General features: G+C 72.6%; 17 protein-coding genes and 1 pseudogene. 9 read left to right on the forward strand and 9 right to left on the reverse strand.

Annotated elements, in window-relative coordinates; genetic code table 11:
- Positions 1–41: 41 nt before the first annotated feature.
- Positions 42–1,457, reverse strand: coding sequence for a family 2B encapsulin nanocompartment shell protein (locus tag EV375_RS01420; protein ID WP_130297810.1), 1,416 nt, complete (start codon positions 1,455–1,457; stop codon positions 42–44).
- Positions 1,458–1,857: 400 nt separating this feature from the next.
- Here EV375_RS01420 and EV375_RS01425 point away from each other — a divergent pair, with 400 nt between their 5' ends.
- Both EV375_RS01425 and EV375_RS01430 read left to right on the forward strand, forming a co-directional pair.
- Positions 1,858–2,460: an Rv1733c family protein gene (locus tag EV375_RS01425; protein ID WP_130297811.1), complete on the forward strand. Its 603-nt coding sequence runs from the start codon at positions 1,858–1,860 to the stop codon at positions 2,458–2,460.
- A 269-nt stretch (positions 2,461–2,729) separates the two neighbouring features.
- A complete protein-coding gene (locus tag EV375_RS01430; protein ID WP_130297812.1) occupies positions 2,730–5,207 on the forward strand; it encodes a right-handed parallel beta-helix repeat-containing protein in 2,478 nt (825 codons plus the stop codon).
- Here EV375_RS01430 and EV375_RS01435 read toward each other — a convergent pair.
- A complete protein-coding gene (locus tag EV375_RS01435) occupies positions 5,177–7,729 on the reverse strand; it encodes a hypothetical protein (protein ID WP_486588220.1) in 2,553 nt (850 codons plus the stop codon). The two genes, EV375_RS01430 and EV375_RS01435, sit on opposite strands and share 31 nt — an antisense overlap.
- An 85-nt stretch (positions 7,730–7,814) precedes the next feature.
- Here EV375_RS01435 and EV375_RS01440 point away from each other — a divergent pair, with 85 nt between their 5' ends.
- Together EV375_RS01440 and EV375_RS01445 are read left to right on the forward strand one after the other, a co-directional pair.
- Positions 7,815–8,732, forward strand: a complete 918-nt coding sequence (locus EV375_RS01440; RefSeq protein ID WP_130297813.1) for a DeoR/GlpR family DNA-binding transcription regulator — start codon at positions 7,815–7,817, stop codon at positions 8,730–8,732.
- Positions 8,733–8,898: 166 nt separating this feature from the next.
- Positions 8,899–9,693: an arylamine N-acetyltransferase family protein gene (locus tag EV375_RS01445; RefSeq protein WP_130297814.1), complete on the forward strand. Its 795-nt coding sequence runs from the start codon at positions 8,899–8,901 to the stop codon at positions 9,691–9,693.
- Positions 9,694–9,730: 37 nt separating this feature from the next.
- On the opposite strand, the gene EV375_RS01450 is transcribed toward EV375_RS01445, so the two are convergent.
- Positions 9,731–10,858, reverse strand: a complete 1,128-nt coding sequence (locus tag EV375_RS01450) for a PLP-dependent cysteine synthase family protein (RefSeq protein ID WP_486588682.1) — start codon at positions 10,856–10,858, stop codon at positions 9,731–9,733.
- Between the two features lie 180 nt (positions 10,859–11,038).
- On the opposite strand from EV375_RS01450, the gene EV375_RS01455 reads away from it, so the two are divergent.
- Together EV375_RS01455 and EV375_RS01460 are read left to right on the forward strand one after the other, a co-directional pair.
- Positions 11,039–11,350, forward strand: coding sequence for a hypothetical protein (locus EV375_RS01455; RefSeq protein ID WP_130297816.1), 312 nt, complete (start codon positions 11,039–11,041; stop codon positions 11,348–11,350).
- 169 nt (positions 11,351–11,519) lie between these two features.
- A complete protein-coding gene (locus tag EV375_RS01460; RefSeq protein ID WP_130297817.1) occupies positions 11,520–12,116 on the forward strand; it encodes an ATP-binding protein in 597 nt (198 codons plus the stop codon).
- Positions 12,117–12,726: 610 nt separating this feature from the next.
- Here the strand turns inward: EV375_RS01460 and EV375_RS01470 are convergent.
- The 3 genes from EV375_RS01470 to EV375_RS01480 all read right to left on the reverse strand — a co-directional run bounded on the left by EV375_RS01470 (position 12,727) and on the right by EV375_RS01480 (position 15,005).
- Positions 12,727–13,110 carry a PPOX class F420-dependent oxidoreductase gene (locus EV375_RS01470; RefSeq protein ID WP_130297818.1) on the reverse strand — a complete coding sequence of 128 codons (384 nt, stop codon included), beginning with the start codon at positions 13,108–13,110 and terminating at the stop codon, positions 12,727–12,729.
- A 120-nt stretch (positions 13,111–13,230) separates the two neighbouring features.
- Positions 13,231–13,767, reverse strand: coding sequence for a GNAT family N-acetyltransferase (locus tag EV375_RS01475; protein ID WP_207228265.1), 537 nt, complete (start codon positions 13,765–13,767; stop codon positions 13,231–13,233).
- Positions 13,768–13,772: 5 nt separating this feature from the next.
- Entirely contained in the window at positions 13,773–15,005 is a 1,233-nt protein-coding gene (locus tag EV375_RS01480) for an ROK family protein (protein WP_130297820.1), read from the reverse strand.
- 17 nt (positions 15,006–15,022) lie between these two features.
- On the opposite strand from EV375_RS01480, the gene EV375_RS01485 reads away from it, so the two are divergent.
- Positions 15,023–16,297, forward strand: a complete 1,275-nt coding sequence (locus EV375_RS01485; protein ID WP_130297821.1) for an MFS transporter — start codon at positions 15,023–15,025, stop codon at positions 16,295–16,297.
- 46 nt (positions 16,298–16,343) lie between these two features.
- Here EV375_RS01485 and EV375_RS01490 read toward each other — a convergent pair whose 3' ends face one another.
- Positions 16,344–18,467, reverse strand: a complete 2,124-nt coding sequence (locus EV375_RS01490; protein ID WP_130301525.1) for a glycoside hydrolase family 3 N-terminal domain-containing protein — start codon at positions 18,465–18,467, stop codon at positions 16,344–16,346.
- Positions 18,468–18,965: 498 nt separating this feature from the next.
- Between EV375_RS01490 and EV375_RS01495 the strand changes: the two genes are divergently transcribed.
- Positions 18,966–19,334, forward strand: coding sequence for a DUF6332 family protein (locus EV375_RS01495; RefSeq protein WP_130297822.1), 369 nt, complete (start codon positions 18,966–18,968; stop codon positions 19,332–19,334).
- A 21-nt stretch (positions 19,335–19,355) separates the two neighbouring features.
- Here the strand turns inward: EV375_RS01495 and EV375_RS01500 are convergent.
- A pseudogene (locus tag EV375_RS01500) lies at positions 19,356–19,643 on the reverse strand (helix-turn-helix domain-containing protein); the annotation flags it as partial.
- A 266-nt stretch (positions 19,644–19,909) separates the two neighbouring features.
- The gene (locus EV375_RS01505; protein WP_486588221.1) at positions 19,910–21,355 is read right to left on the reverse strand and encodes a geranylgeranyl reductase family protein; all 1,446 of its coding nucleotides are present in this window, start codon (positions 21,353–21,355) and stop codon (positions 19,910–19,912) included.
- Between the two features lie 203 nt (positions 21,356–21,558).
- Here EV375_RS01505 and EV375_RS01510 point away from each other — a divergent pair, with 203 nt between their 5' ends.
- Positions 21,559–22,953 carry a dipeptidase gene (locus tag EV375_RS01510; protein WP_130297823.1) on the forward strand — a complete coding sequence of 465 codons (1,395 nt, stop codon included), beginning with the start codon at positions 21,559–21,561 and terminating at the stop codon, positions 22,951–22,953.
- The last annotated feature ends 54 nt before the right edge of the window (positions 22,954–23,007 follow it).

The following is a 23,007-nucleotide window of genomic DNA, read 5'->3' on the forward strand; positions in this document are numbered from 1 at the left end:
CGCTCGGCGGGCGCGGACTGCTGTGACGCCGAAGCGCGGGGTCAGTGGCCGATTTCGACGTCCTCGAGGATTCCCAGAGCGTCCGGCACCAGTACGGCCGCCGAATAGTAGGCGCTCACCAGATAAGAGATGAGGGCCTTTTCGTCGATCCCCATGAAACGGACCGAGACCCCCGGCTGGTATTCGTCGGGAATTCCCGTCTGGTGCAGGCCGACGACACCCTGTTTCTCCTGGCCGGTACGCATGGCCAGCACACTCGTCGTGCCCTCCGGGCCGACCGGGATCTTGTTGCACGGCAGGACGGGCACGCCGCGCCAGGCGGGCAGCCGGTGCCCGTCCACTTCCGCGCTGTCGGGCTGGATGCCGCGGCGGCTGCACTCGCGGCCGAAGGCGGCGATCGCCTTGGGATGGGCGAGGACGACGCCGGGCTCCTTCCATACCGTGGCGAGGAGTTCGTCGAGGTCGTCGGGGGTGGGCGGGCCGGAACGGGTGTGGATGCGCTGGGCCGGAGCGGCGTTGTGCAGGAGCCCGAAGTCGCGGTTGTTGACCACCTCGTGCTCCTGCCGCTCCCGCAGCGCCTCGACCGTCAGCCGCAACTGCTCCTCGACCTGGTTCATCGGATGGTTGTACAGATCCGCCACCCGCGAATGCACCCGCAGCACCGTCTGCGCCACACTCAGCTCGTACTCACGTGGCGAGAGTTCGTAGTCCACGAACGTCCCCGGCAACGCCTCCTCCCCCACATGCCCCGAAGCCAGCGCCACTTCGGATTCCCCGTCGGGCGTGCGCCGCCCGTTCAGTCCGGATGCCGCCGAGGCGGTCTGCGCGCGCAGGCTCTCGGATCGGCCGGCGATCTCCTCGAAGGACTCCCGGGCGAGGGTCAGTACGGTGCCGCTGGTCAGCGAGGTGAGCGTGATGTCCCACTTCCCCGGCTCGCCGGTGAGTCGGCCGGATCCGAGGTGGTCGCCGTCGGCCAGCACGCCGAGGACGCTCTCGCCGCCGTACTTGCCCTCTGTCGTCTTGCGCAGCTTGCCGTGGGCGACGAGCACCACCTGGTCGGCCGGGCGTCCCTCCTCGATGATCGTCTCGCCCGGACCGAAGTCGCGCTGTTCGCAGCGGTTGGCCAGCGCTTCGAGCACCGCACGGTCCTCGTAGCCGCGCAGCAGCGGGAGTTCGGTCAGCTCCAGCGGGATGACCCGCACTTCGGCGCCCGTGGTGGTGAACTCCACGCGGCCGTCGCCCAGGGTGTGCGTCAGGCGCCTGTTGACGCGGAAGGTGCCGCCGGGAACCTGCACCCAGGGGAGAACCTTCAACAGCCAGCGGGAGCTGATTCCCTGCATCTGCGGGGGCGTCTTGGTGGTCGTGGTGAGATTGCGTGCGGCCGCCGTCGCAAGACTCGCCTGTGCCCGCTGTGCGGCATCCTCGCCACCGGAATTCGTCTCCACCGCAGTCGCCATATGGGTACCGCCAATCTCCGTGTCCGCACCGGCAATTCGTCGTTGCGCAGACGAAGCTAATCCGGCGCGCTCATAACGGGCAATCGCTCAAAAGAGATGGCATTCCATGGAATGACCGCCCAAGTGTCTGGGTATCGGGCCGGACTTGAAGGAGAGAATCAGCCACCGAGGGACCCCCTGGAGGACCGGCGGACACCCATGTGACACTCAGTGCAGCCCGGTTCCGCACCCCCGGCCCTTCGGAAGCCGGGCGGGGAGGTAGGCTCGATGTTCCACGATGGGGTGGCTACGGGGCCGGAGCCCTGACCATGTTCCGGTGATTTGAGTCTCTTTGGCCTACTCCACGCATGTACCCGCCTGCTCGAGGTACTCACGCACGTGGAGAAGGGGGTGAGAAGTTATGCGCGCGATCGTCGGCCTGTGGCGCTGGCGTGGCAACCCGTTGTGCCGCCGCAGCGACCGCCGCGAAGCATGGCTGGCACTGGGTGCCGTGATCCTTGTCGTCGTCATCGCTCCGCTCGCCGGCTGGCTCGGCGCCTCCGCGGCGCACGGAGCGCTGCTGAAGAACGCCGAGGAGCAGCGGCAGGGCCGTCACCAGGTGTGGGCCGTGGCCGAATCGGTCCAGGACCGGGCTCCGCTGGACGCCGATCCCGAGTCCGCTTCGCAGCAGCCCGACCGCCGTCATGTGGTCGCCCACTGGGCCGGCCCGGACGGCGAGACACACAAGAGCACCGTCACCACGAAGCAGCGCGTCCAGCCCGGTGAGCGCTTCCGCATCTGGACGGACGCCGAGGGCGTCGCCACGAGAAGTCCCATGAGTTCGCAGACCGCGTCCTCGTACGCCGCTCTGGCCGGACTGGCCGCCGGCGCGGGAGCCGCCGGGCTCATGGAGGCCGGTCGCCGGCTGACCATGCGGCAGTTGCTGCGCCGCCGGTACGCCCTGTGGGACGCGGAGTGGTCCCGCATCGGCCCCGACTGGGGACGCACCGGCTCCAACAACTGAGCCGGGGCCCGGCAGGGCTCCCCGGCTCAGGCCGTCGCCCGTGCCCGGCCGGAGTCCCGCCCGGTTTCCGGGATCCCGGGTTCCGCCCCGGTATGCCGGCACCGTGCGGCCGTGCCGCCCGGACGAGGGTGCAGCGGTCGCCCGGTGCTCCTCGGGCGCCCGAAGTGCGGACACGTGACTGCGCCGCTCCCGGCGCACGCTACGGTGGTGCCTCCCCGGCGCGCATCTCAACGCGCCACAGGAACTTCGAGGTTGGGGCACAACTGTCCATGGCACAGGGCTCGGTGCAGGTGACGCACGCCGGTACGTCGCGGTGGCGGCGCCGCACGGGAGAGTACGGCTCTCTTGCGGCCGCCGTGGAGGCCGCAACCGACGGAGACGTGATCACTGTTGCTCCCGGCACGTACCGGGAGAACCTGGTACTGGAGCGCACCGTCACCCTGCGCGGACCCGAGCGTGGTGCCTCAGGCTCGGTCCGCATCGCCCCCGCCGAGGGCGTCGCCGTGACCGTGCGGTCCTCGGCAGTCGTGCAGCACCTCCAGATCGAGGCGCAGGACGCCACCTCCCCCGCGCTGCTGGTCGAGGACGGGGCCGCCGAGCTGAACGGCCTGCGGGTGATGACGCGTTCGGCATCCGGGATCGAGGTGCGCGGAGGCGCCCGCCCCACGGTGCGCCGCTGCACCGTCGACAATCCGGCCGGGACGGGCATCACCGTCACCGGCGGCGCCGGCGGCGTGTACGAGGAGTGCGAAATCGTCTCGGCGGGACAGTCCGGCATCTCCGTGCGCGACGGCGCCCATCCGCGCCTGGAGCGCTGCAGTGTTCACCACGCGACGGGCGCCGGGCTGCTGCTGCACGGCGACGGCAGCGCCGCCGAGGCCGTCGGCTGTGAGGTGTACGAGATCAAGGGCAGCGGTGTGCAGGTCGTCTCCCGGGCGACGGGACACCTCACCGACTGCCGGGTCCACCGCACGTCGGCCGACGGCGTGACCCTGGACACCGACGCCGTCCTCACGCTCGCCGACTGCGACATCCACGACATCCCCGAGAACGCCCTGGACCTGCGCTCCCGTTCGGTGCTCACCCTCACCCGCTCCACGGTGCGCCGCTTCGGCCGCAACGGCTTGTCGGTGTGGGACCCGGGCACCCGCGCGGACGCCAACAGCTGTGAGATACATGAGAGTACGGGCGACTATCCGGCGGTTTGGATCAGTGACGGTGCGAGCGTGGTGCTGGATTCCTGCCGCGTGCACACCGTCCCGGACGCGCTGTTCGTCCTCGACCGCGGCTCGCGTGCCGACGTCGTCGACAGCGACCTGACCCAGGTCCGCGGCACCGCGGTCTCCGTGAGCGACGGGGCGACCGTGCAGCTCGACGACTGCCGCATCCGGGAGGCTGCGACGGGCGCGTGGTTCCGCGACCACGGGAGCGGGGGCACGGTCGCCAACTGCACCGTCGACGGGGTAGCGACGGGCTTCATCGTCACCAAGGGAGCCGACCCGGGCATCGAGAGGTGCACCGTCACCTCCCCCTCCGAGGCCGGTTTCTACGTCTCCGCCGACGGCCGCGGCACCTTCCACGGCTGCCGGGTCAGCGGATCGCAGGGATACGGTTTCCACGTCATCGACGGCTGCCGCACCACGCTCCGGCGATGCCGTACGGAGCGGTGCGCGCGGGGCGGCTTCGAGTTCGCGGAGAAGGGCCCCGACGTCGAGGACTGCAGGAGCGACGACAGCGCCGTCGTCGCGGCGCCCGGAGAGGGTGGCGCGTCGGCGTCCGCTCCCCCGGCCCAGGCCCCCGCCGAGGCGGGCACCCCCGCCGAAAAGGCGGTCCCTCCGGGCCTGTTGCCGGCGAAGGCCGCGGCCCCGCAGCAGCCCGCGACTCTGCGGCAGGACCCCACTGCTGGTGAGGAGGCCCAGCCTTCCGCCGTGCCGGCCCGGCCCGCTCAGGAGGTCCTCGGCGAACTGGACACGCTGGTGGGCCTGGACAGCGTCAAGCGTGAAGTGCGGGCGCTCACCGACATGATCGAGGTGGGGCGCCGCCGCCAGGAGGCCGGGCTCAAGGCCGCCTCCGTGCGACGGCATCTCGTCTTCACCGGCTCCCCCGGCACCGGCAAGACGACCGTCGCCCGCCTGTACGGGGAGATTCTGCACTCCCTCGGCGTCCTCGAGCGGGGTCATCTGGTGGAGGTCTCCCGCGTCGACCTCGTCGGCGAGCACATCGGCTCCACGGCGATCCGCACTCAGGAGGCCTTCGACCGTGCGCGGGGCGGGGTGCTCTTCATCGACGAGGCATACGCGCTCTCACCGGAGGACGGCGGCCGGGACTTCGGCCGCGAGGCCATCGACACGCTGGTGAAGCTGATGGAGGACCACCGCGAGGAAGTGGTGGTCATCGCCGCGGGATACACCGCGGAGATGCAGCGCTTCCTCGCCGTCAACCCCGGTGTCGCATCCCGCTTCTCGCGCACGATCACCTTCGGCGACTACACGCCGGAGGAGCTGCTGCGGATCGTGGAGCAGCAGGCCGAGGAGCACGAGTACCACCTGGGCGAGGCCGCGACCGAGGCGCTGTTGAAGCACTTCACGGCCCTGCCCAAGGGCCCGTCGTTCGGCAACGGGCGAACAGCGCGGCAGACGTTCGAGTCGATGGTCGAGCGGCACGCGGGCCGGGTGGCGCAGCTGTCCGACCCGAGTACCGAGGACCTCACCCTCCTCTACGAGGACGACCTGCCCGGGTCCGTCTGAGCGCCCGTGCCGCCCCCGGCCTCGCCGGCATCCCCGTGCGTGCCCTGGCGCGGCAGGTCCGCCGCGGCATGCCCGTCCGCACCTCCGTGCACAGTGCCGTGCACGGGGCCCGGCTCGCGCTGTCGCATGCTGAGCAGCAGCAGGTCCCTCTCCTCGTCGAAGACGGGGTCGGCCTGGTATTCGCCGTGGCCGAGGATGGGCGCGGGCAGCGGGTGCCGGAGGGTGCGGCCGTATTCGAGGGGGTCGAGGAGCGGACCGCGGTCGATGGCCGCGCCGCCGTCGACGCGGACCGGTCCGCCGATGGGGTCGGTCAGGCGCCACAGATTGCGCCAGCGGTCCACCTGCTGGTGCAGGTCCTGGAGTTGACGCGGCCCGAAGTAGGCGGGGAACCAGCGCCCGTAGAGCCTCTCCAGGGGCGAGCCGTACGTCAGCAGCGCGACCTGCCGGCGCCCGACACGGTCGAGGTGCCAGACCGCTGCCGCTGCCAGCACGCTGCCCTGTGAATGCCCGGAGATCACCAGTCGCCCGCCGGTCTGCTCCGTCCATGTGGCCATCCGCCAGGCCAGGTCGGGCACGGCGCGTTCCGCGTAGCAGGGCGGGGAGAACGGGTGTGCCGCGCGGGGCCAGAACGTGCCGACGTCCCACAGGATGCCGATGGTCCGGCGCGCCGACGGGTCCCGGTAGGCGCGGCGTGCCCAGGTGAGGAACAGGACGAAGGCGAAGCCGATCAGCCACGAGCCGAGCGCCTGGACGGTGTCGGCGAATCCGTCGACGACGGCGGGCCGTCCGTCCGCGGCGCGTCCCGGAACCTCACCGGTGAGCCACGCGCCGAGCACGCCGGCTCCGCCGAGGAGCAGCGTTATGGCCGCGGCGGTGCCCGCCAGCCACGGGGTGGCGTCGGTGAGGGCGGCACGGGCGATGACGGAGGCGATGCGGCGCGAACGGGAGGCGTCGTGGCGGGCCCCGGGGTAGGAGCGTTCCACGCCGTCGGTCATCTCCCGGCTGCGGCGGGAGACTTGGACGAGGAACCACAGCAGCAACAGGAGCACCACGCCGAGCATGACGGGAATGGCGGAGGACTGCCAGGTCAGCAGTACCGGCGGTCCCTCGATGAGGCCGTTGCCCATGCCGGGGGTGCCCGAGCCGTCGAGCCAGTCGCCGACGCGTTGCGTCACGCCGCCGGACATCACGCCCCCCAGCGCGCACGCGAGCATCGCGACGGAGGCGGAGCCCAGGCCCTTCAGCGCGGTGCGCCCCTCGGGATGCCGGCGGTGGAGCACGATGCCGAGCACGCCGATCGCCGCCACCAGGACGCCCTGTGCGACGACCAGTACGCCGAAGGTCTCGTCGCCCGGCAGTCCGCCGCCGCGGGAGGCCCACTGCGGCCGCGACCAGGAGGCGTGCACGGCCGCCAGCAGCAGTACGCCGGCGCTGATGCCCGGAAGCGCCCGCACCGTGATCCTGTCCAGGGCGTCGTCCGGTTCGCTCTCCTTGCGGCCGCGACGGCACACGACGTACAGCACCCACACCGCACACGCGACGACGAGGATCTCGGTCAGCCGGCCGACCGTGTCGAGTGCGGTGCTGCCGCCGGCTCTGCGGTCGTAGCGGGCTGTGGCGGCGGCGAGTGCGGCTGCGACGGTGAGGAGTCCGGCGGCGGTGTGCGCCGCGCGCAGCCGCGCCACGAGCCGCTTGCCGTACCAGAACCCCGGCAGGCACAGCGCCGGCCGGTGCCGGGCCTCACGGTCGTACTCGTCGACGGGGCGGCGCAGCGGGGGCTGCGATTCGTACGCCGCCCAGGTGCGGTGCGAGAGCCACCACAGAAGCAGCGTCAGCACGGCGGGCACCACCGCGGCCAGCGCCAGGCGGCGGCCCGGCTGGCTCCACCAGCCGCCCTCACCGGAGGGGCCCTGCGCCATGAAGCCCAGCCACGAGCGCTCACCGGCACACCCGCTGGAGCCCGCGCACTGCCAGGCGATCAGGTCCAGCGCCACCTCGCAGGCGGCGGCGACGAGCAGCACGGTGAGGCTGAGGGCGACCAGACGCACCAGCACGCCGTGCAGACGCGCGAGCACGAGGCGGGGGCCGTAGTCCGCGGGGCGCATCCAGTGGGCGAGGTTCGCGACCATGAAGGGCAGCAGCATCAGCCACAGGGCGCGGGCACCGTTGCCGGAGGTCAGATTGGACCAGGAGTACGCCTCGGGAACCGGCTTGTCCGCATAGTCCTGCGGCCGGGTCTCGGCGTCGACGTCGTCGGTGCGCCGGTAGACGGCCGCGGTCAGGTCGCCGGTGACCCGTTCGATCCTCGGATCGCCGAGCATCTCCTGGGGTGTGGTGCCGCCGACCCCGTGCACGAGCAGTTCCAGATTCAGGCCCGGCCCTGGCGGGGGCTCAACTCCCGGCTCTCCCGGAGTGGTTCGTGCGGCTTTCGCACCGGACTTGTCGTACCCGTCGCCGTACTCGGCCGTCTGCAATTCTCCGCTCCCCCGGGAAGTTGCGTGCTCCTGATCTCCCTCCAGCATCCTGCCCGTGGGCGGGTGGCCATGACCGTCCACACACAAGCAACGCGAAATCGTGACGTGGGCTCCCGCTTCGGCGGGTGGGAGGATGGCCGGGCGGGGAGGCTGCGGAGCGCGAAAGGACGGCGGCACGGTGGAGACGGCGGGCGACAACCAGAATCTGCTCGCGGAGCAGCGGCGTGCGCTCATCCTGGAGGAGCTGCGCGAACGCGGCGGTGTCCGGGTGAACGAGCTGACGCGGAGGCTGCTGGTCTCGGACATGACGATCCGCCGCGACCTGGACGTCCTCGCCCGCCGCGGCGCCCTGGAGAAGGTGCACGGCGGCGCGGTGCCCCTCGCGGACGCGAGCACGCACGAGCCGGGATTCGAGGCCAAGTCGTCGCTGGAGCAGTCGGCGAAGGAGGACATCGCCCGTGCCGCGGCGGTGCTGGCGAAGCCCGGCAGCGCGATCGCGCTGTCCGGCGGCACGACGACGTACGCGCTGGCGCAGCGGCTCACGGAGGTGCCGGACCTGACGGTGGTCACCAACTCGGTCCGCGTCGCGGACGTCTTCCATGCCGCGCAGCGCCGCACGCCGGTCGGGTCGCGCCCGGGCTCGGGTGCCGCGACGGTGGTCCTCACCGGCGGTGTGCGCACGCCCTCCGATTCACTTGTCGGCCCCGTCGCCGACGCGGCGATCCGCACGCTCCACTTCGACGTGCTCTTCCTCGGTGTGCACGGCATATCCACCGAGGCGGGCCTGTCGACCCCGAACCTGGCGGAGGCCGAGACGAACAGACATCTCGTCGGTTCCGCGCGGCGAGTGGTCGTGGTCGCGGACCACACCAAGTGGGGGACGGTCGGGCTGAGTTCGTTCGCGTCGCTGGAGGAGGTCGGCACGCTCGTCACCGACGGCGGCCTGCCGCACGAGGCCCGGGAGCGGGTCCGCGAACACATCAGGGAACTGGTCGTCGCGGACGGGCGGCCGGCCGGCGCAGAGAGCGGACAGCCGGCGTCCGAGGGCTGACGGGGGCCTCCGCGAGGCGGGGAGCCGCGCGCCCGGACTGCCCCGGAGCCGCGCGTGCCGCCGGCATCGCCGCCCCCAGCGTGCACGGAAGGGTGTGCCCCATCCGCCGCGGGACGTACTCCCCTCGCCCGATGCACCCGGCCGGCCCCGCTGGCATAACTGAGACATGAACGACCTGCGCATCGCACCCTCACGTGCCGATGAATACCTCGCCCGTATCCGTGCACCGCGCCCGGCGCGAGCCGACGCGGACTCGCTGCGGAACCTGCACCGCAGCCACCTGCTCACCGTCCCGTTCGAGAATCTGAGCGTCCACCTCGGCGAGGACATCGTGCTGGAGGCGGAGGCGCTGACCGGCAAGGTGGCCGTGGACCGCCGCGGGGGCTTCTGCTACGAACTCAACAGCGCCTTTGCCGCGCTCCTCACCGCCCTCGGCTACCCGGTGACGCTCATGGCGGCACGGGTCTTCGGCGAGGAAGGGCTCCCCGGTCCGCTCTTCGACCACCTCGCGCTGCGCGTGGAGACACCCCGGCCTTGGCTGGTGGACGTCGGCTTCGGGCGGCACAGCGAATATCCGCTGCGTCTGGACCGGCGCGGCGAACAGGCCGATCCCGGCGGGACCTTCCGCATCCTGGAGACCCCGCAGGGCGATCTGGACGTACACCGGGACGGCGTTCCGCAGTACCGCCTCGAACAACGCCCCCGCGCGCTCGCCGACTTCGAGCTGGGCTGCTGGTGGAACCGCACTTCCCCCAAGTCGCACTTCACGCGCTCTCTCGTGTGTTCGTTGCTCACGGAGACCGGACGGATCACCTTGAGCGGCCGGACCCTGACGGTGACCGAGGGCGGGAACCGGCGCGAGGAGGAACTGCCCGAGGAGGCGGTACTCGCCGCCTACCGCGAGCACTTCGGCATCGGCCTGGACCGCGTTCCGGCCCTGAGGGGCGCCGCGGAGAGCTGAATCCGGACCGTGGCAGGCCCTGGCCCCCGGGGCACCGTCAGCCGGTCCAGTCGCCCGTCGCCAGGAAGGTCTCGAGGGTCCGGGTGTACGGGGCGATGTCGAGGCCCTGCGCGGCGAGCCAGTCGTCGGAGTAGTACTTGTCGAGGTAGCGGTCGCCCGGATCGCAGATCAGCGTGACCACACTGCCCGTACGCCCCTGGCCGGCCATCTCCGAGACGATCTTCAGTGCGCTCCACAGCCCGGTCCCCGTGGAACCGCCCGCGCGCCGCCCTATGGTGCGCTCCAGGGCGCGCAGCGCGGCCATGGCGGCGCCGTCGGGGACCTTCATCATGCGGTCGATGGCGGAGGGCAGGAAGCTGGGCTCCATGCGGGGGCGGCCGATGCCCTCGATGCGCGAACTGCCCTCGACGGACGCCTCGTCGTCGCCCCGGAGCCAGCCGTCGAAGAAGCAGGAGTTCTCCGGGTCGGGCACGCACACGCGGGTGTCGTACTGCATGTACCGCACGTAGCGGGCGATGGTCGCCGAGGTGCCGCCGGTACCGGCCGTCGCCACGATCCAGGCCGGTTCCGGGAAGCGCTCGAACTTCATCTGTTCGTAGACGGATTCGGCGATGTTGTTGTTGCCGCGCCAGTCGGTGGCCCGCTCGGCGTAGGTGAACTGGTCCATGTAGTGTCCGCCGGACTCCGCCGCGAGGGCTGCCGAGACCTCGTACACCGAGCGGGGGTCGTCCACGAGGTGGCACCGTCCGCCGTGGAACTCGATGAGCCTGGTCTTCTCACGGCTGGTCGTGCGCGGCATCACCGCGATGAACGGCACCCCGATCAGCTTCGCGAAGTACGCCTCGCTCACCGCGGTCGAGCCGGACGACGCCTCGAAGACGGGCCTGCCGGCGCGGATCCATCCGTTGCACAGCCCGTAGAGGAACAGGGACCGCGCAAGCCGGTGCTTGAGGCTTCCGGTGGGGTGCGTCGACTCGTCCTTGAGGTACAGGTCGATGCCCCAGGTCTCGGGCAGCGGGAAGGACAGAAGATGGGTGTCGGCGCTGCGGTTGCTGTCGGCCTGGACCTTGCGGACCGCGTCCTTGAGCCAGGCCCGGTACTCGGCGTCGCTGCGGTCCACATCGAGGGTGGCCGCACCGGAGTCCCGGGCACACGGAGGACTGATGGGGGGCTGTGCGGGCCCCGGACCGGAGGACGGGGCAGGTTCGGTGGTGCTCACGGGGCCGATGATAGAAGGGCCCCCTGGTGGAGCCCGCAGCTTGCGTGCACACTTCACAGAGGGTATGGGGCGGCCGGCCCGGGGTTTGCTGGATTCCCGGGACCGCGGCGACTGTGGGAGGCGATCGTGGTGGAGCCGGAGTACGACGCGGGCGGGGTCCGGATACGGCGGATGCTCCGCTCACTCACACGTGCGGGTCATGTCCAGGTCCGGGACGGGCAGTTGGTGCTGATGACCAGCTACGGGAGCGAGATCGACAGCGCTCCGGTCGACAAGGTCCGCATCAGCGGCTACGGCATGCCGGACAGCGCGCTGGCGACGATCAGCGGGACACGCTATGTGCTCCAGTTCGGTCTCGGCCACCGTGCCGGCCTGCTGAACGCGGTGCGCACGGCGCGCGCCAAGGCGGCCGCGGAGCGTGGGGTGCTCGGGCGCTGAGGCCGCGGCGCGGGAGGCGCCCCGCGTGACGTCTCGGGGGCTGCCTGGGCGAGCTCCCTCGCGTTGCGGGAGACGGGGTAGCGACTCATCCTTGTCGTGTGTCTTTCATCACAAATTTCGCGAATGTCGCTGTGCGCTCCCTGACCAGTGCGTCTGCGGAGCCGTTGCCGTGACCGCCCGTCCCACCGGGAGATCACGCACCCACTGCGCGGTCGAGTTCCAGGCACTGCCCTCGCGGATCGGGCAGGTGCGGCGGATCGTGGCTGCGCAGCTGCGTTACTGGCGCCTGGAGTCGCTCGTCGACGCCGCGGCCCTCGGAGTGACCGAGCTGCTCACCAACGTTCACCGGCACACCGGGTCCGACAAGCACTGCACCGTCGAGATCGTCTTCCGCAGGGATCACCTGACGGTGTCCGTACGGGACCACGATCCGCGTCTGCCGCGGGTGCGCAGCGCCGAACCGGCCGCGACCAACGGCCGAGGGCTCGCGCTCATCGCCGCAGTCAGCGCCAGCTGGGGCATGCGTGCACAGAACGACGGTTCGGGCAAGGTCGTGTGGTTCACGCTGCCGGTCACGTTCGGCACGCCGCCGCAGCGGGCCTCGGCCCTCGCCGGCGCGGTGCCCGACGAGACCGCGCCCGACGAGACCGCCCTGCCCGCGCTCGCCGCGGCGGCGGGCGCCGGCGGGGAGCCGGGGAACACGACGGCCGGGCCGCCGCCCGCGGGCCCGTCGGCCACCGATCCCGGCACATCGGCGCATCCCTGAGCGGCACACCGGTCCCCTGCCCGGTTCCGGCCCCGGTCCCGCGCGACGGCACGCGGCACACCGAGCCGTGCAGCCCCGTGAGAGGGCCGCAGCCCCGCGACGGCGCGGCCGCTCGCCCGGGGCAGTCGTCACTACGTCCAGGCCGCCTTCGCGGGGGCCGGACAGTCGCCGCCGGTACTCGTCCTCGTCGATCTCACCGGGCGGCGAAGCGCCGTCCGAGCAGATCGACGGGTGCGTTCTCCGGCGCGGCATGCCGCGCGGGCCGTGCCAGGTGCACGGTTTCCGCGCAGGGCGGTTCGGCGCATCAGGACGATCACACCGGCCATCACCGCCCCCAGATCAGGGGGGAAGAGCAGGAGCCACGGGCCGGGGAGCGCTCCGTCGTGCCGCTGTGCGAGGTCGGACATGGCGGTCGGCTCCTCGGTCGCGGAGCCGTTGCGCCTGTGTTTCTTCGCTGCCGAGCCTCGCTGCGGCAGGGGCTCCGCGTCGTCGTACGGCAGGCGGCTCCTCGTCTGCCTCCCGGGGAGTATCCGCGGGCGCTACGACTCCGCCGACGGGGCGGGGTGCGGCCGGGGGCGGGGTGCGGCAGGGGGCGGCGTCCGGCGCGGCGTCACAGCGTGACGGCGATCCCGACATGGGGGCGTTTGCCGAGCCTCAGCAGCGCCCCGCCGGAGTCGGTGATACGGAACTGCCAGCCGTACTTGCGGGCCATCGCGCGGCGCACCCGGTCCAGGCCGCCCTCTTCCGTCATCAGTCTCGCGGTGCCCTCGGCGGGCTGTGCGTCCCCTGTCGTACGGCCGCGCGCGTCGCACGGGGTGACGGTGACGCGGGCGCCGTTGCGGATGCGTTTGACCTTGCCGCTGTCGTCGCGGGTCCACACGAGCAGTTCACCTGCGTCCTCGACCGCCCAGACGGGGGTGGCGACGGGGGTCCCGTCGCGCTTGAAGGTCGTGAGGCTGACGTAGCGGCTTGCGGCGATCCCGGATGACGTCACGTGCCGAGGCTACGGCCCCGGGCGGGAGCACGCACCGCGGGGCCTGAACCGGCCGCCGCCCCGGGCGCGGACGGCATCCGCCCCGGGCCGGGGCGGATGCCGTCCCGGCCCGGACAGCCGTCAGCCCGCGCCCAGTTCGCGCCGCATGCACACGCGCAGCCAGCGGTCCAGGCCGGCCCGCGCCTCCTCCGCGCGGATGCGGCGCAGCCCCGGGGTCAGTTCGTCCCCGGCCAGCACACGGAAGCCGCAGCGCTCGTAGTACGGGGCGTTCCACGGCACTTCGGCGAAGGTGCACAGAGTCAGTGCGGGCACTCCCGCCTCCTGCGCCCGTCGGGCCACGTGCTCGATCAGTGCCCTTCCGATGCGGCGGTGCGCGCGAGCGGGGTCGACGGAGATCTGCTCGACGTGGACGCTGCCGTCGACGGGTTCGGTCATCACGTAAGCCACCGGCTCGTCCTCGTGGGCCGTGGCTTCGTCGGCGCCGTCCACCGCGACCCAGAGACCGCCCGAGTGCGCGTAGCGGCGCAGCGCGGGCAGCGGGGGCGGGGCGTCGTCGGCGACCGGGTCCATGCCGAGTGCGCGGAAGAGGCCCCCCGCGGCGCATTCGATCCGCTGAAGGCGCCTCAGGTCCCTCTCGGCGCCGGCTCTGATGCGCACTGCCGTCATCCCGTCAGCGTCCCCAGCGGATCGTCGAGGACGGGTTGCCAGGCCAGTTCGGCGGCGCCCACGAGGCTGTTGTGCTCGAGCGAGCTGGGCAGCACCGGGACGCTGCCGCTCCTGCCCCACAGGCTGCGGTCGGCGATCACCGAGCGGAGGCGTTCGCCGTCGGTCTCGAGGAGTGTGCGGTGCAGGCCGCCGAGGACGATGCGGTCGGGGTTCAGGATGTTGACGAGTCCGGCGAGTCCCAGCCCGAGCCGGTCGATGAGGGTCCCGACCGCGCCGCGCACGGCGGGATCTTTTCCGTACTCGTTGCCGATCAGCTCCTGGGAGCGCTTCAGCAGCGAGACCTCGGGGCCGGGTTCGCGTCCGGCGGCCTCCAGGAAGGCGAGCGGGTCCGTCGCGACGTCGAGGCAGCCGCGGCTGCCGCAGTGGCAGGGGCGCCCGTCGGGGTCGACGGTCAGGTGCCCGACCTCCAGGGCGAGGCCCGAACTGCCCGTGTGCAGGCGCCCGTCCAGGACGAGTGCGCCGCCGACGCCCCGGTGCCCGGTGCCCACGACGAGCAGATGCTGGGCACCGCGCCCGGCGCCGTGCCGGTGTTCGGCGAGGGCGGAGAGGTTGATGTCGTTGGCGGCGTAGCCGGTCGCGGTGGCGTCCCCGGGAGGACCACCGATGCGGGCCTCGGCCAGTGCGCGGGTGAAGATCTCCCGTACGGGGGCTCCGACCTCCCAGGCGAGGTGCAGCGGGTTGATCGCGGTGCCCTCGGGTTCGGCGACGGCGGAGGGGACGGCCAGGCCGGCTCCGACGCAGCGCCGCCCGGTGCTCTCCAGCAGTCCGGCGCCGGTCTCGACGAGCTCGCCGAGGACCTGCGCCGGGTCGGCCGCGACCGCCCGGCGGACGGGTGCGGTGGCGACGATCCGGCCGCCGAGCCCGACGAGCGCGGCGCGGAAGCCGTCGGCGTGCACCTGCGCGGCCAGCACGACGGGCCCCTCCGGGTCGACCGCCAGCCGGTGCGAGGGGCGGCCCTGTGTGCCCGACGCGGCGCCCGGCCGGGAGTCGACCGTGATCAGGCCCAGCGATTCAAGCTCGGCGGCGACGGCTCCGGCGGTCGCCCGTGTCACGCCGAGTTCGGCGGTGAGCGCGGCGCGCGTGGGCGCCCTGCCGGTGTGGACGAGTTCCAGTGCCGGGCCGAGGGCGCTTCGGCCTCGCTCCAGTTTGCTTGTACGCGTCGGGGTCACCCCTCTATTCTCGCTTTGTGCCGACTCTGAACAAAATACGGTCGGTGCTTGCCGGAGCAACGCGGCCCGGCGGTCCCGGCGATGCCGCCTCCCCGCGTCCCGGCCTGCGCCGCCTCCGCATCGCGATCACGGTCTTCTTCGCGCTCGACGGCTTCGTCTTCGCCGGCTGGGTGGTGCGCATCCCCGACATCAAGACGCAGACGGGCGCCTCCCCCGGCGCGCTCGGACTGGCGCTGCTGGGCGTCTCCGCGGGCGGCGTCGTCACGATGATGCTCACCGGACGACTGTGCCACCGCTTCGGCAACCACGCCGTCACCGTCGCCTCGGGAGCGCTGTTCTCGATCGGTGCCGCGCTGCCGCCGCTGACCCACTCGGCCCTGTCCCTCGGTCTCGTCCTGCTCGTGTTCGGGGCAGCCTACGGCGGACTGAACGTCGCGATGAACGCCGCGGCCGTCGACCTGATCGCCGCACTCGGCCGTCCCGTCATGCCCGGATTCCACGCCGCGTTCAGCCTGGGCGGAATGGCGGGCGCCGGCATGGGCGGGCTGGTGGCGGGACAGCTCACTCCGACACGTCACCTGCTGATCCTCACGGTGTGCGGACTGCTCGTCACGGCGCTGGCCGGGCGGGTTCTGCTCACCGGCCGCGCTCCCGTCGGCACGGCCCGGGCACCGGCGCCCGCCGGGCCGGAGGCGGGCACCGCAGACGGCTCATCCGCAGGGACCGGACGCACGAGCGGACAGCGGCGGCTCGTCCTGGTCCTCGGACTGGTCGCGCTGTGCACCGCATACGGGGAGGGCGCGCTCGCCGACTGGAGCGCCCTGCACCTCACCGAAGACCTGGGAGCAGGCCCGGGCACGGCCGCCGCCGGCTACTCCGTCTTCGCGCTCGCCATGACCGCGGGCCGCCTGTGCGGGACGTGGATGCTCGAACGCCTCGGCCGGACGCGGCTGTTGACGGCCGGCGGGCTCACCGCCGGCGCCGGCATGCTGCTGGGAGCGCTGGCGCCGCAGGTGCCGCTGGTCCTCACGGGTTTCCTGATCACCGGGCTGGGACTGGCCAACCTCTTCCCCGTGGCCGTGGCCCGGGCCGGGGCCGTCGCGGGCCCGGGCGGTGTGGCCGCCGCCTCCACGCTCGGATACGGCGGAATGCTGATCGGTCCCGTCGCCATCGGCTTCCTTGCCGAGTGGTTCTCCCTCACAGCGGCGCTCACCACCGTCGCCCTGCTCGCCGCCGTCGCCGCCGTCGTGGCCCGGTTCGCGGAAACCTCGGCGGACGCCGGAGGGGAATGACCGGGGCGGGCGAACCACCCTCCCTCCGGCGCCGTCTGCGGCGGCCTCAGGTGAGCGTGAGCGTCGTGTTCAGCTCCGCCTCCGGGCTGCCGCCCGCGTAGATCCCGAACTCGCCGGGCTCGACGAGGAATTCACCCGCGGGGTGGTTGGTGTGGAACCCGAGCTCGTCGGCGCCGAGTTCGAAGGAGACCGTGCGGCTCTCGCCGGCTTCGAGCGTGACCCTCTCGAAACCGCACAGCCTCCGCACGGGCTGAGCCAGGCTGGCGACCTTGTCGTGGATGTAGAGCTGCACGACCTCGTCGCCCGCGCAGCTGCCGGTGTTCTCGACGTTCACCGTCACGCCGACCCTGGCCCCGCCGTCCCGTACCGCCTGCGCACTGACGCTCTCGTCGCTCAGCCGCAGCTGCGAGCAGGCGAAGGTGGTGTAGCTCAGTCCGTACCCGAAGGGGAAGAGCGGACCGTGCGCCAGGTCGAGGTACTTGGAGGTGTAACCGTCGTCCGGGTCGTAGGGGCGGCCGGTGTTCTCGTGCGCGCAGTACTCGGCGACCGCCCCCACGACCCGCGGAAAGGTGGCCGGGAGCTTGCCGCCCGGGTTGACCTTGCCGAAGAGGACGTCGGCGACGGCGTTCCCGCCCTCCAGTCCGGGATGCCAGCCCACGAGAACCGCGGACGCGTGCTCCACGACGCCGGAGAGCACCAGCGGCCGGCCCGCGAGAACCACGACGACCAGCGGCTTCCCGACTGCGGCCACCCTGCGGATCAGCTCCTCCTGGACCCCGGGGAGCGTGATGTCGCTGCGTGACGCGGCCTCCCCGCTGTGGCTCGCCTTCTCCCCGACGACCACGACGACGGCGTCCGCCGCCCGTGCCGCCGCCTCGGCCTCCTCGAAGCCTCCGACGTCAGGTCCGGTGACGTCGCATCCGCGCGCGAAGGCGACCCGAGCGTCCGGCGCGGCCTGCTTCACGCCCTCCAGCACGGAGACCGCGGGAAATTTCAGCGCGCCGGGACCGGCCCAGGTGCCGTGCAGCTCCCGCGTGTCGTCGCCGAGGGGACCGATGACGGCGACGGACGAGGTGTCCGTGCCCAGCGGGAGTGTGCCGCCCTCGTTCTTCAGCAGGACCGCGCAGCGGGCCGCCGTCTCGCGGGCGTGCCCGCGCGCCGCCCGGGTGGGCTCGGCGATCTCGCCGTCCTCGTCCGTGTACGGGTTCTCGAAGAGGCCCAGGCGCACCTTGACGCGGAGGATGCGGGTGACGGCGTCGTCGAGCCGCTGCCGTTCGATGCGGCCGGCCTCCAGCAGCTCCTCGCCGTTGTCGGCGTAGGTCGTGCTGACCATCTCCATGTCGACGCCCGCGCCCAGGGCGAGAGCCGCGGCGTCCGCCCCGTCGGCGGCGACCCCGTGCGGAACCAGCTCCTGCACGCCGTTGTAGTCGCCGACCACGAAGCCGTCGAAGCCCAGTTCCTCGTGGAGGATGCCGGTGAGGGTGTGGCGGTTGGCGTGCGCCGGGACGCCGTTGACGGTGTTGAAGGCGGCCATCACCGTGGCCACACCCGCGTCGACGGCCGCCTTGAACGGCGGCAGAGCGACGTCGCGCAGTCGCCTCTCGGAGATGTCCACCGTGTTGTAGTCCCGGCCGCCCTCGGGGAAGCCGTAACCCACGAAGTGCTTGGCGCACGCGGCGATCCGGCCCTCTGCCGAGTAGTCCTCGCCCTGGTAGCCCCGCACCTTCGCCGCCGTCAGACGGGCCGTCAGGTACGGGTCTTCACCGCTGCCCTCGGCGACGCGGCCCCAGCGCGGCTCACGGCTCACGTCCGCCATCGGCGCGAACGTCCAGTGCACGCCCCACGAGGCGGTCTCACGGGCGCTCACCTCCGCATCGGCGGTGACCACGGCCGGGTCGAAGGAGGCGCCCTGTGCGAGGGGGACGGGGAAGGTCGTCAGGAAGCCGTGGATGACGTCGAGCCCGAAGACGAGCGGGATGCCGAGGCGTGACTCCTCGACGGCGATGCGCTGGAGGTCGTTGCACTCCTTGGCACCGGTGATGTTGAGGACGGAGCCCAGCCTGCCCTCGGCGGCGGCCTTGCGGGCCTGCTCGTTCTGGGCCTCGCCCGGACCGGTGTCGGGGTTCCAGGTCAGCTGCTGAAGCTGGCCGAACTTCTCCGCCACGGTCATGCGTTCCAGCAGCTCCCGCACCCGCTCCTCGGTCCTCGCGTCGGCACCGCTGTGCTCGGCGCCGGGCACCGTGTCCTGCGCCCCGGACGGAGCCGGCGAAGAAGCGGCGGCCGGTGCGGCCGTCTGCGCCGGAAGGGACGCCGACGAGGCGCGCTCCGCGGCTTCCGCCACCGCGGAAGCATCGAACACGTCGCGACGGCTGAGGTCTCCGGCCACTCGGGTCTCCTTCGGTGTGCCTCACGGGCTGCTCGCATGGATCTTTCCGGGAGGCAGTCAATCCGCCGCTCCATGGGCGGTCAAGGGACGAAAGGGATGCAGGCCCGAGTTTTTGGAAGCGCATACATTCCGGGTTCTCGGTCGTCCCGGAACCGGCCGGGGGGCCGGTGCACGTGTGCCTCTGCACGGGCCGGGAAGGAACCCTTCGCCCGGTGACGCGCGCGCCGCGGGGCCCGGCGGGAGACCGGCCGCCGGGAGGAGGCAGATCAAAGGGGGAAAGCGATGAGGGGTCCACGGACTCAGGCCGAGCGGGACGCCCAGACGGTGGAGATCGGCTTCGCACTGCTGACGGGGCTGGTGATGGCAGGCCTGTGCTTCCTGCTGTTCACCGGCGTCATGGGGTCCTTGGCCGGCCTGGACCTGCTCACCCCGTCGGCCGGGCACATGTGGCTGATGCTCGCCGGAAGCACCTCCGCGACCGTCTTCGTCGGTCGTGTGCTGTACGTACTGATGCGTGCGCCGTCCGGCCGGCTGGGCCCGGAGAGGGACGACGAGGACGGGGCGGAGCTGCCGGACCACACCGGCGCGCACCGCGCGGGCCACGCGAACGGGACGGCAGGCGGGAACGGGCGGGGAGACGAGAACGGTTGAGGGCGCGCCGGCTGGTGGTCCTCAGCCAAGCCGGCCGGGGCGCACCGGTACCGACTCGTAGGCCAGGACGACCAGTTGGGCCAGGACGACCAGTCGGGCCCGGTCGCGGGAGCCGAGCTCGACCATCGCGCGGCTCACGTGCGTCTTGGCGGTCAGCGGCGAGACCACGAGACGGCCGGCGATCCCCGCGTCGGACAGGCCGATTCCGACGAGCGCCATCACCTCCCGCTCGCGCTCGGCGAGTCCGGCGAGCGCAGCAGGCTGCGCGGGCTCCTTGGAACGAGCCGCGAACTCGGCGATCAGCCGCCGCACCGGCCGCGCAGGCGCCGGTGGCGACGGTGACCAGAGGCCGGGATCACGGCCACGGCTCCGCCCGCCACGGGAGGCGGAAGGCGCCCACACCCCGAAGGGGACTGAGCCCGGGAACGGCACCCCCTGCCACCCACGGCAGTCGACGGCCCTGCCGGCGCTCCGGGCACGGACCGCACCGACGATTCTGCGGGCACTGCCACCCCGCCGAACAGGTACTGGCCCGACAAGCCCGGCAACCGCAACGCAGTCCGGCGGCTCCGCCCCTACCGCCGGTCGAGCGCGTTGAGGGCCCGCCGTGCCATCGGCCTCTGCACGACCAGGGCCAGCGAGGTCGCTCCGCGCGTGAACTGTGCGAAGACGTTCCAGGCCGGGCGGAAACTGGTGAGCGCCGCGTGCAGCAGGCCCGGGCGGCGTGAAAAGACATTGAGCATGCGCCGTCCGACACCCATCTCCGCTCCCAGGCCCGCCTTGACGGCGAAGGCGTAGTTGAGCGCCTGCTGGCGCACGTCCACCGCGTCGTGCGCCTCCGCCACGCGCACGGCCCACTCCCCCGCCAGCCGGCCGGAGCGCAGCGCGAAGGAGATCCCCTCCCGCGTCCACGGCTCCAGCAGCCCTGCCGCGTCGCCGCAGACCAGCACCCTGCCGCGGGAGAGCGGCGAGTCCTCGGCGCGGCAACGGGTCAAGTGCCCCGAGGAGATGCTCGGTTCGAAGCCGGCCAGCCCGAGTCGGCCGATGAAATCCTCCAAGTAGCGCTTGGTGGCGGCTCCTTCGCCGCGTGCGGAGATGACGCCGACCGTGAGCGTCTCGCCCTTGGGGAAGACCCAGCCGTAACTGCCGGGCAGCGGGCCCCAGTCGATGAGCACACGGCCCGCCCAGTCCTCGGCGACGCTCCGCGGCACCGGGATCTCCACCTCCAGCCCGAGGTCCACCTGGTCCGTCTTCACGCCGACGTGGGCGCCTATGCGGCTGGCGCTGCCGTCGGCCCCGACGACTGCACGGGCGAGCACGGGCTGTTCGTCCCCCGAGAGCACCACGGCGACGGAGCGGCGGTCGGGCACGGAGGTGCCGTGCTGTTCCACCCGTGTCACGGTCACGCCCGTACGCACCCGGGCACCCGCCTTGACCGCGTGCTCGACGAGGGCCGCGTCCAGTTCGGAGCGGTTCACCAGCCCGAAGAGCATGTGCCGGGAGCGCCTGGTGCGCGAGAGCCTGCCGTTGAGCGAGAAGGTCACCGCGTGCACACGGTCGCGGAAGGGCAGGTCGAAGCCCGGCGGCAGAGCGTCGCGCGACGGGCCGATGATTCCGCCGCCGCAGGTCTTGTAGCGGGGCAGTTCGGCCTTTTCGAGCAGCAGCACCCGTCGTCCGGCGACGGCGGCCGCGTACGCCGCCGAGGCGCCGGCCGGACCGGCACCGACGACCACCACGTCCCAGACGTCTTCGTCCTCGGCCCCCACACCCGGCAGGTCTTCCCCGGCCGCGGCAGGCTCCGCACCTGCGGCACCGGTGAACTCCCCGGCCCCGCGGGCCTCTTCGTCACCGCCGATGCCCTCGCTGCCGTCGGCGTCCCCGGCACCGCGGGCGCCGCCGGACCCGCCGGACGCATGCGGGCCGCCCTCGCTCCGGGGCGCCGCCGGCCCCCCGTTCCCGGACCCCTCCGCGCTCCCGGCGTCGCTCCGGTCCTCTGCCCCGGCTGCGTCCTCGCTGCTCACGATGTGCTTCCGCTCCGCTCGACCTCGGCTTGGTGTGGCCGCTGGCATCCTACGGCGCCGGTCCTCCGGTCCCCGCTGTGGGAGGATCACCGGCAACCCACACGGCACGTTCCCTGCACGTGTGCCCCACACGGGCCACGCATCGGGACGCCGCATCCCTCGGCCACGACCGACAGCACCACCGCGACCACAAGGAGCGTTCCATGACCCTCACCCCGGCCCGCGGAAATGACAAGGCCGGCGTTTCCGCCGCCGTCGTCGCTGCCGTCTCCTCCCTCATGCCGCGGGCGCGGACCGAGCTCGCGGAACTCGTCGCCTTCCGCTCGGTGGCCGATGCGGAGCAGTTCCCGAGGAGCGAGTGCGAGGGTGCGGCGCGCTGGGTCGCGGAGACGCTGCGCGCCGATGGTTTCGAGGACGTCGAGGTGTTCGGCACTCCGGACGGCACCGAGTCCGTCTACGGCGTGCTCCCCGGTCCGCCGGGCGCCCCGACGGTGCTGCTCTACGCCCACTACGACGTGCAGCCGCCGCTGGACGAAGCCGCCTGGCGCACACCCCCGTTCACGCTGACGGAGCGCGGCGGACGCTGGTACGGGCGCGGCGCCGCCGACTGCAAGGGCGGAATCGTCATGCATCTCCTGGCACTTCGCGCGCTGCGAGCGGAGGGAGAGCTGCCGGTGACGGTGAAGTTCATCGCGGAGGGGTCGGAGGAACAGGGCACGGGCGGCCTTCAGCAGCACGCGGAGGCGCACCCGCGGCTGCTGGCCGCCGACGCGATCCTCATCGGCGACACCGGCAACTTCCGTGCCGGCCTGCCGACCGTGACGGCGTCACTGCGCGGAATGTGCGCCTTCCAGGTCACCGTGGAGACCCTGGAAGGCAACCTGCACTCCGGCCAGTTCGGCGGCGCCGCCCCGGACGCGCTGGCCGCGCTCATCCGCATGCTGGACTCGCTGCGCGACGCCGACGGCGGCACCGTCATCGACGGTCTGGAGCCGGGCGCGCCCTGGGACGGCATGGAGTACCCCGAGCAGACCTTCCGTGAGGACGCGCGGGTGCTCGACGGCGTGGAACTGACCGGCACCGGCAGCGTCGCCGACCGGGTCTGGGCGCAGCCCTCTGTGACGGTGCTGGGCATCGACTGCCCGCCCGTCGTCGGCGCGACGCCCTCGGTGCAGGCGAAGGCACGGGCGTCCGTCAGTCTCCGGGTGCCGCCGGGCGCGGACACGGAGCACATGGCACAACTGCTCGTCCGCCACCTGGAGTCGCACACGCCGTGGGGTGCGCGGGTGACCGTCGAGGGGACGGGCGAGGGCAGGCCCTTCCGCGCGGACACCACGAGCCCCGCCTACAAGGCCATGGCCGACGCCCTCGGCGTGGCGTACGACGGGCAGGAGATGCAGATCGCGGGCCAGGGCGGCTCGATCCCGCTGTGCGACACCCTGGCCACGCTCTATCCGCAGGCGGAGATCCTGCTCCTCGGGCTGAGCGAGCCCGCCGCGCAGATCCACGCGGTCGACGAGAGCGTCTCGCCGGAGGAGCTGGAGCGGATGTCCGTCGCGGAGGCCGTCTTCCTCCGGGAGTACGCGCGGCGGGCCTGACCGCGTACGGGCGGCGTCCCCCGCGCTCAGGGCGCCGGACGCCGCCCCGCCGCC

The organism is Streptomyces sp. CNZ301 (assembly GCF_004217425.1).

Excerpts from the sequence above, each read along its gene's own strand:
- EV375_RS01420 (WP_130297810.1), bottom strand. The coding sequence starts at position 1,457 with ATGGCGACTGCGGTGGAGACGAATTCCGGTGGCGAGGATGCCGCACAG.
- EV375_RS01430 (WP_130297812.1), top strand. The coding sequence starts at position 2,730 with ATGGCACAGGGCTCGGTGCAGGTGACGCACGCCGGTACGTCGCGGTGG.
- EV375_RS01425 (WP_130297811.1), top strand. The coding sequence starts at position 1,858 with ATGCGCGCGATCGTCGGCCTGTGGCGCTGGCGTGGCAACCCGTTGTGC.
- EV375_RS01445 (WP_130297814.1), top strand. The coding sequence starts at position 8,899 with ATGAACGACCTGCGCATCGCACCCTCACGTGCCGATGAATACCTCGCC.
- EV375_RS01510 (WP_130297823.1), top strand. The coding sequence starts at position 21,559 with ATGACCCTCACCCCGGCCCGCGGAAATGACAAGGCCGGCGTTTCCGCC.
- EV375_RS01435 (WP_486588220.1), bottom strand. The coding sequence starts at position 7,729 with ATGCTGGAGGGAGATCAGGAGCACGCAACTTCCCGGGGGAGCGGAGAA.
- EV375_RS01440 (WP_130297813.1), top strand. The coding sequence starts at position 7,815 with ATGGCCGGGCGGGGAGGCTGCGGAGCGCGAAAGGACGGCGGCACGGTG.
- EV375_RS01490 (WP_130301525.1), bottom strand. The coding sequence starts at position 18,467 with ATGACCGTGGCGGAGAAGTTCGGCCAGCTTCAGCAGCTGACCTGGAAC.
- EV375_RS01495 (WP_130297822.1), top strand. The coding sequence starts at position 18,966 with ATGAGGGGTCCACGGACTCAGGCCGAGCGGGACGCCCAGACGGTGGAG.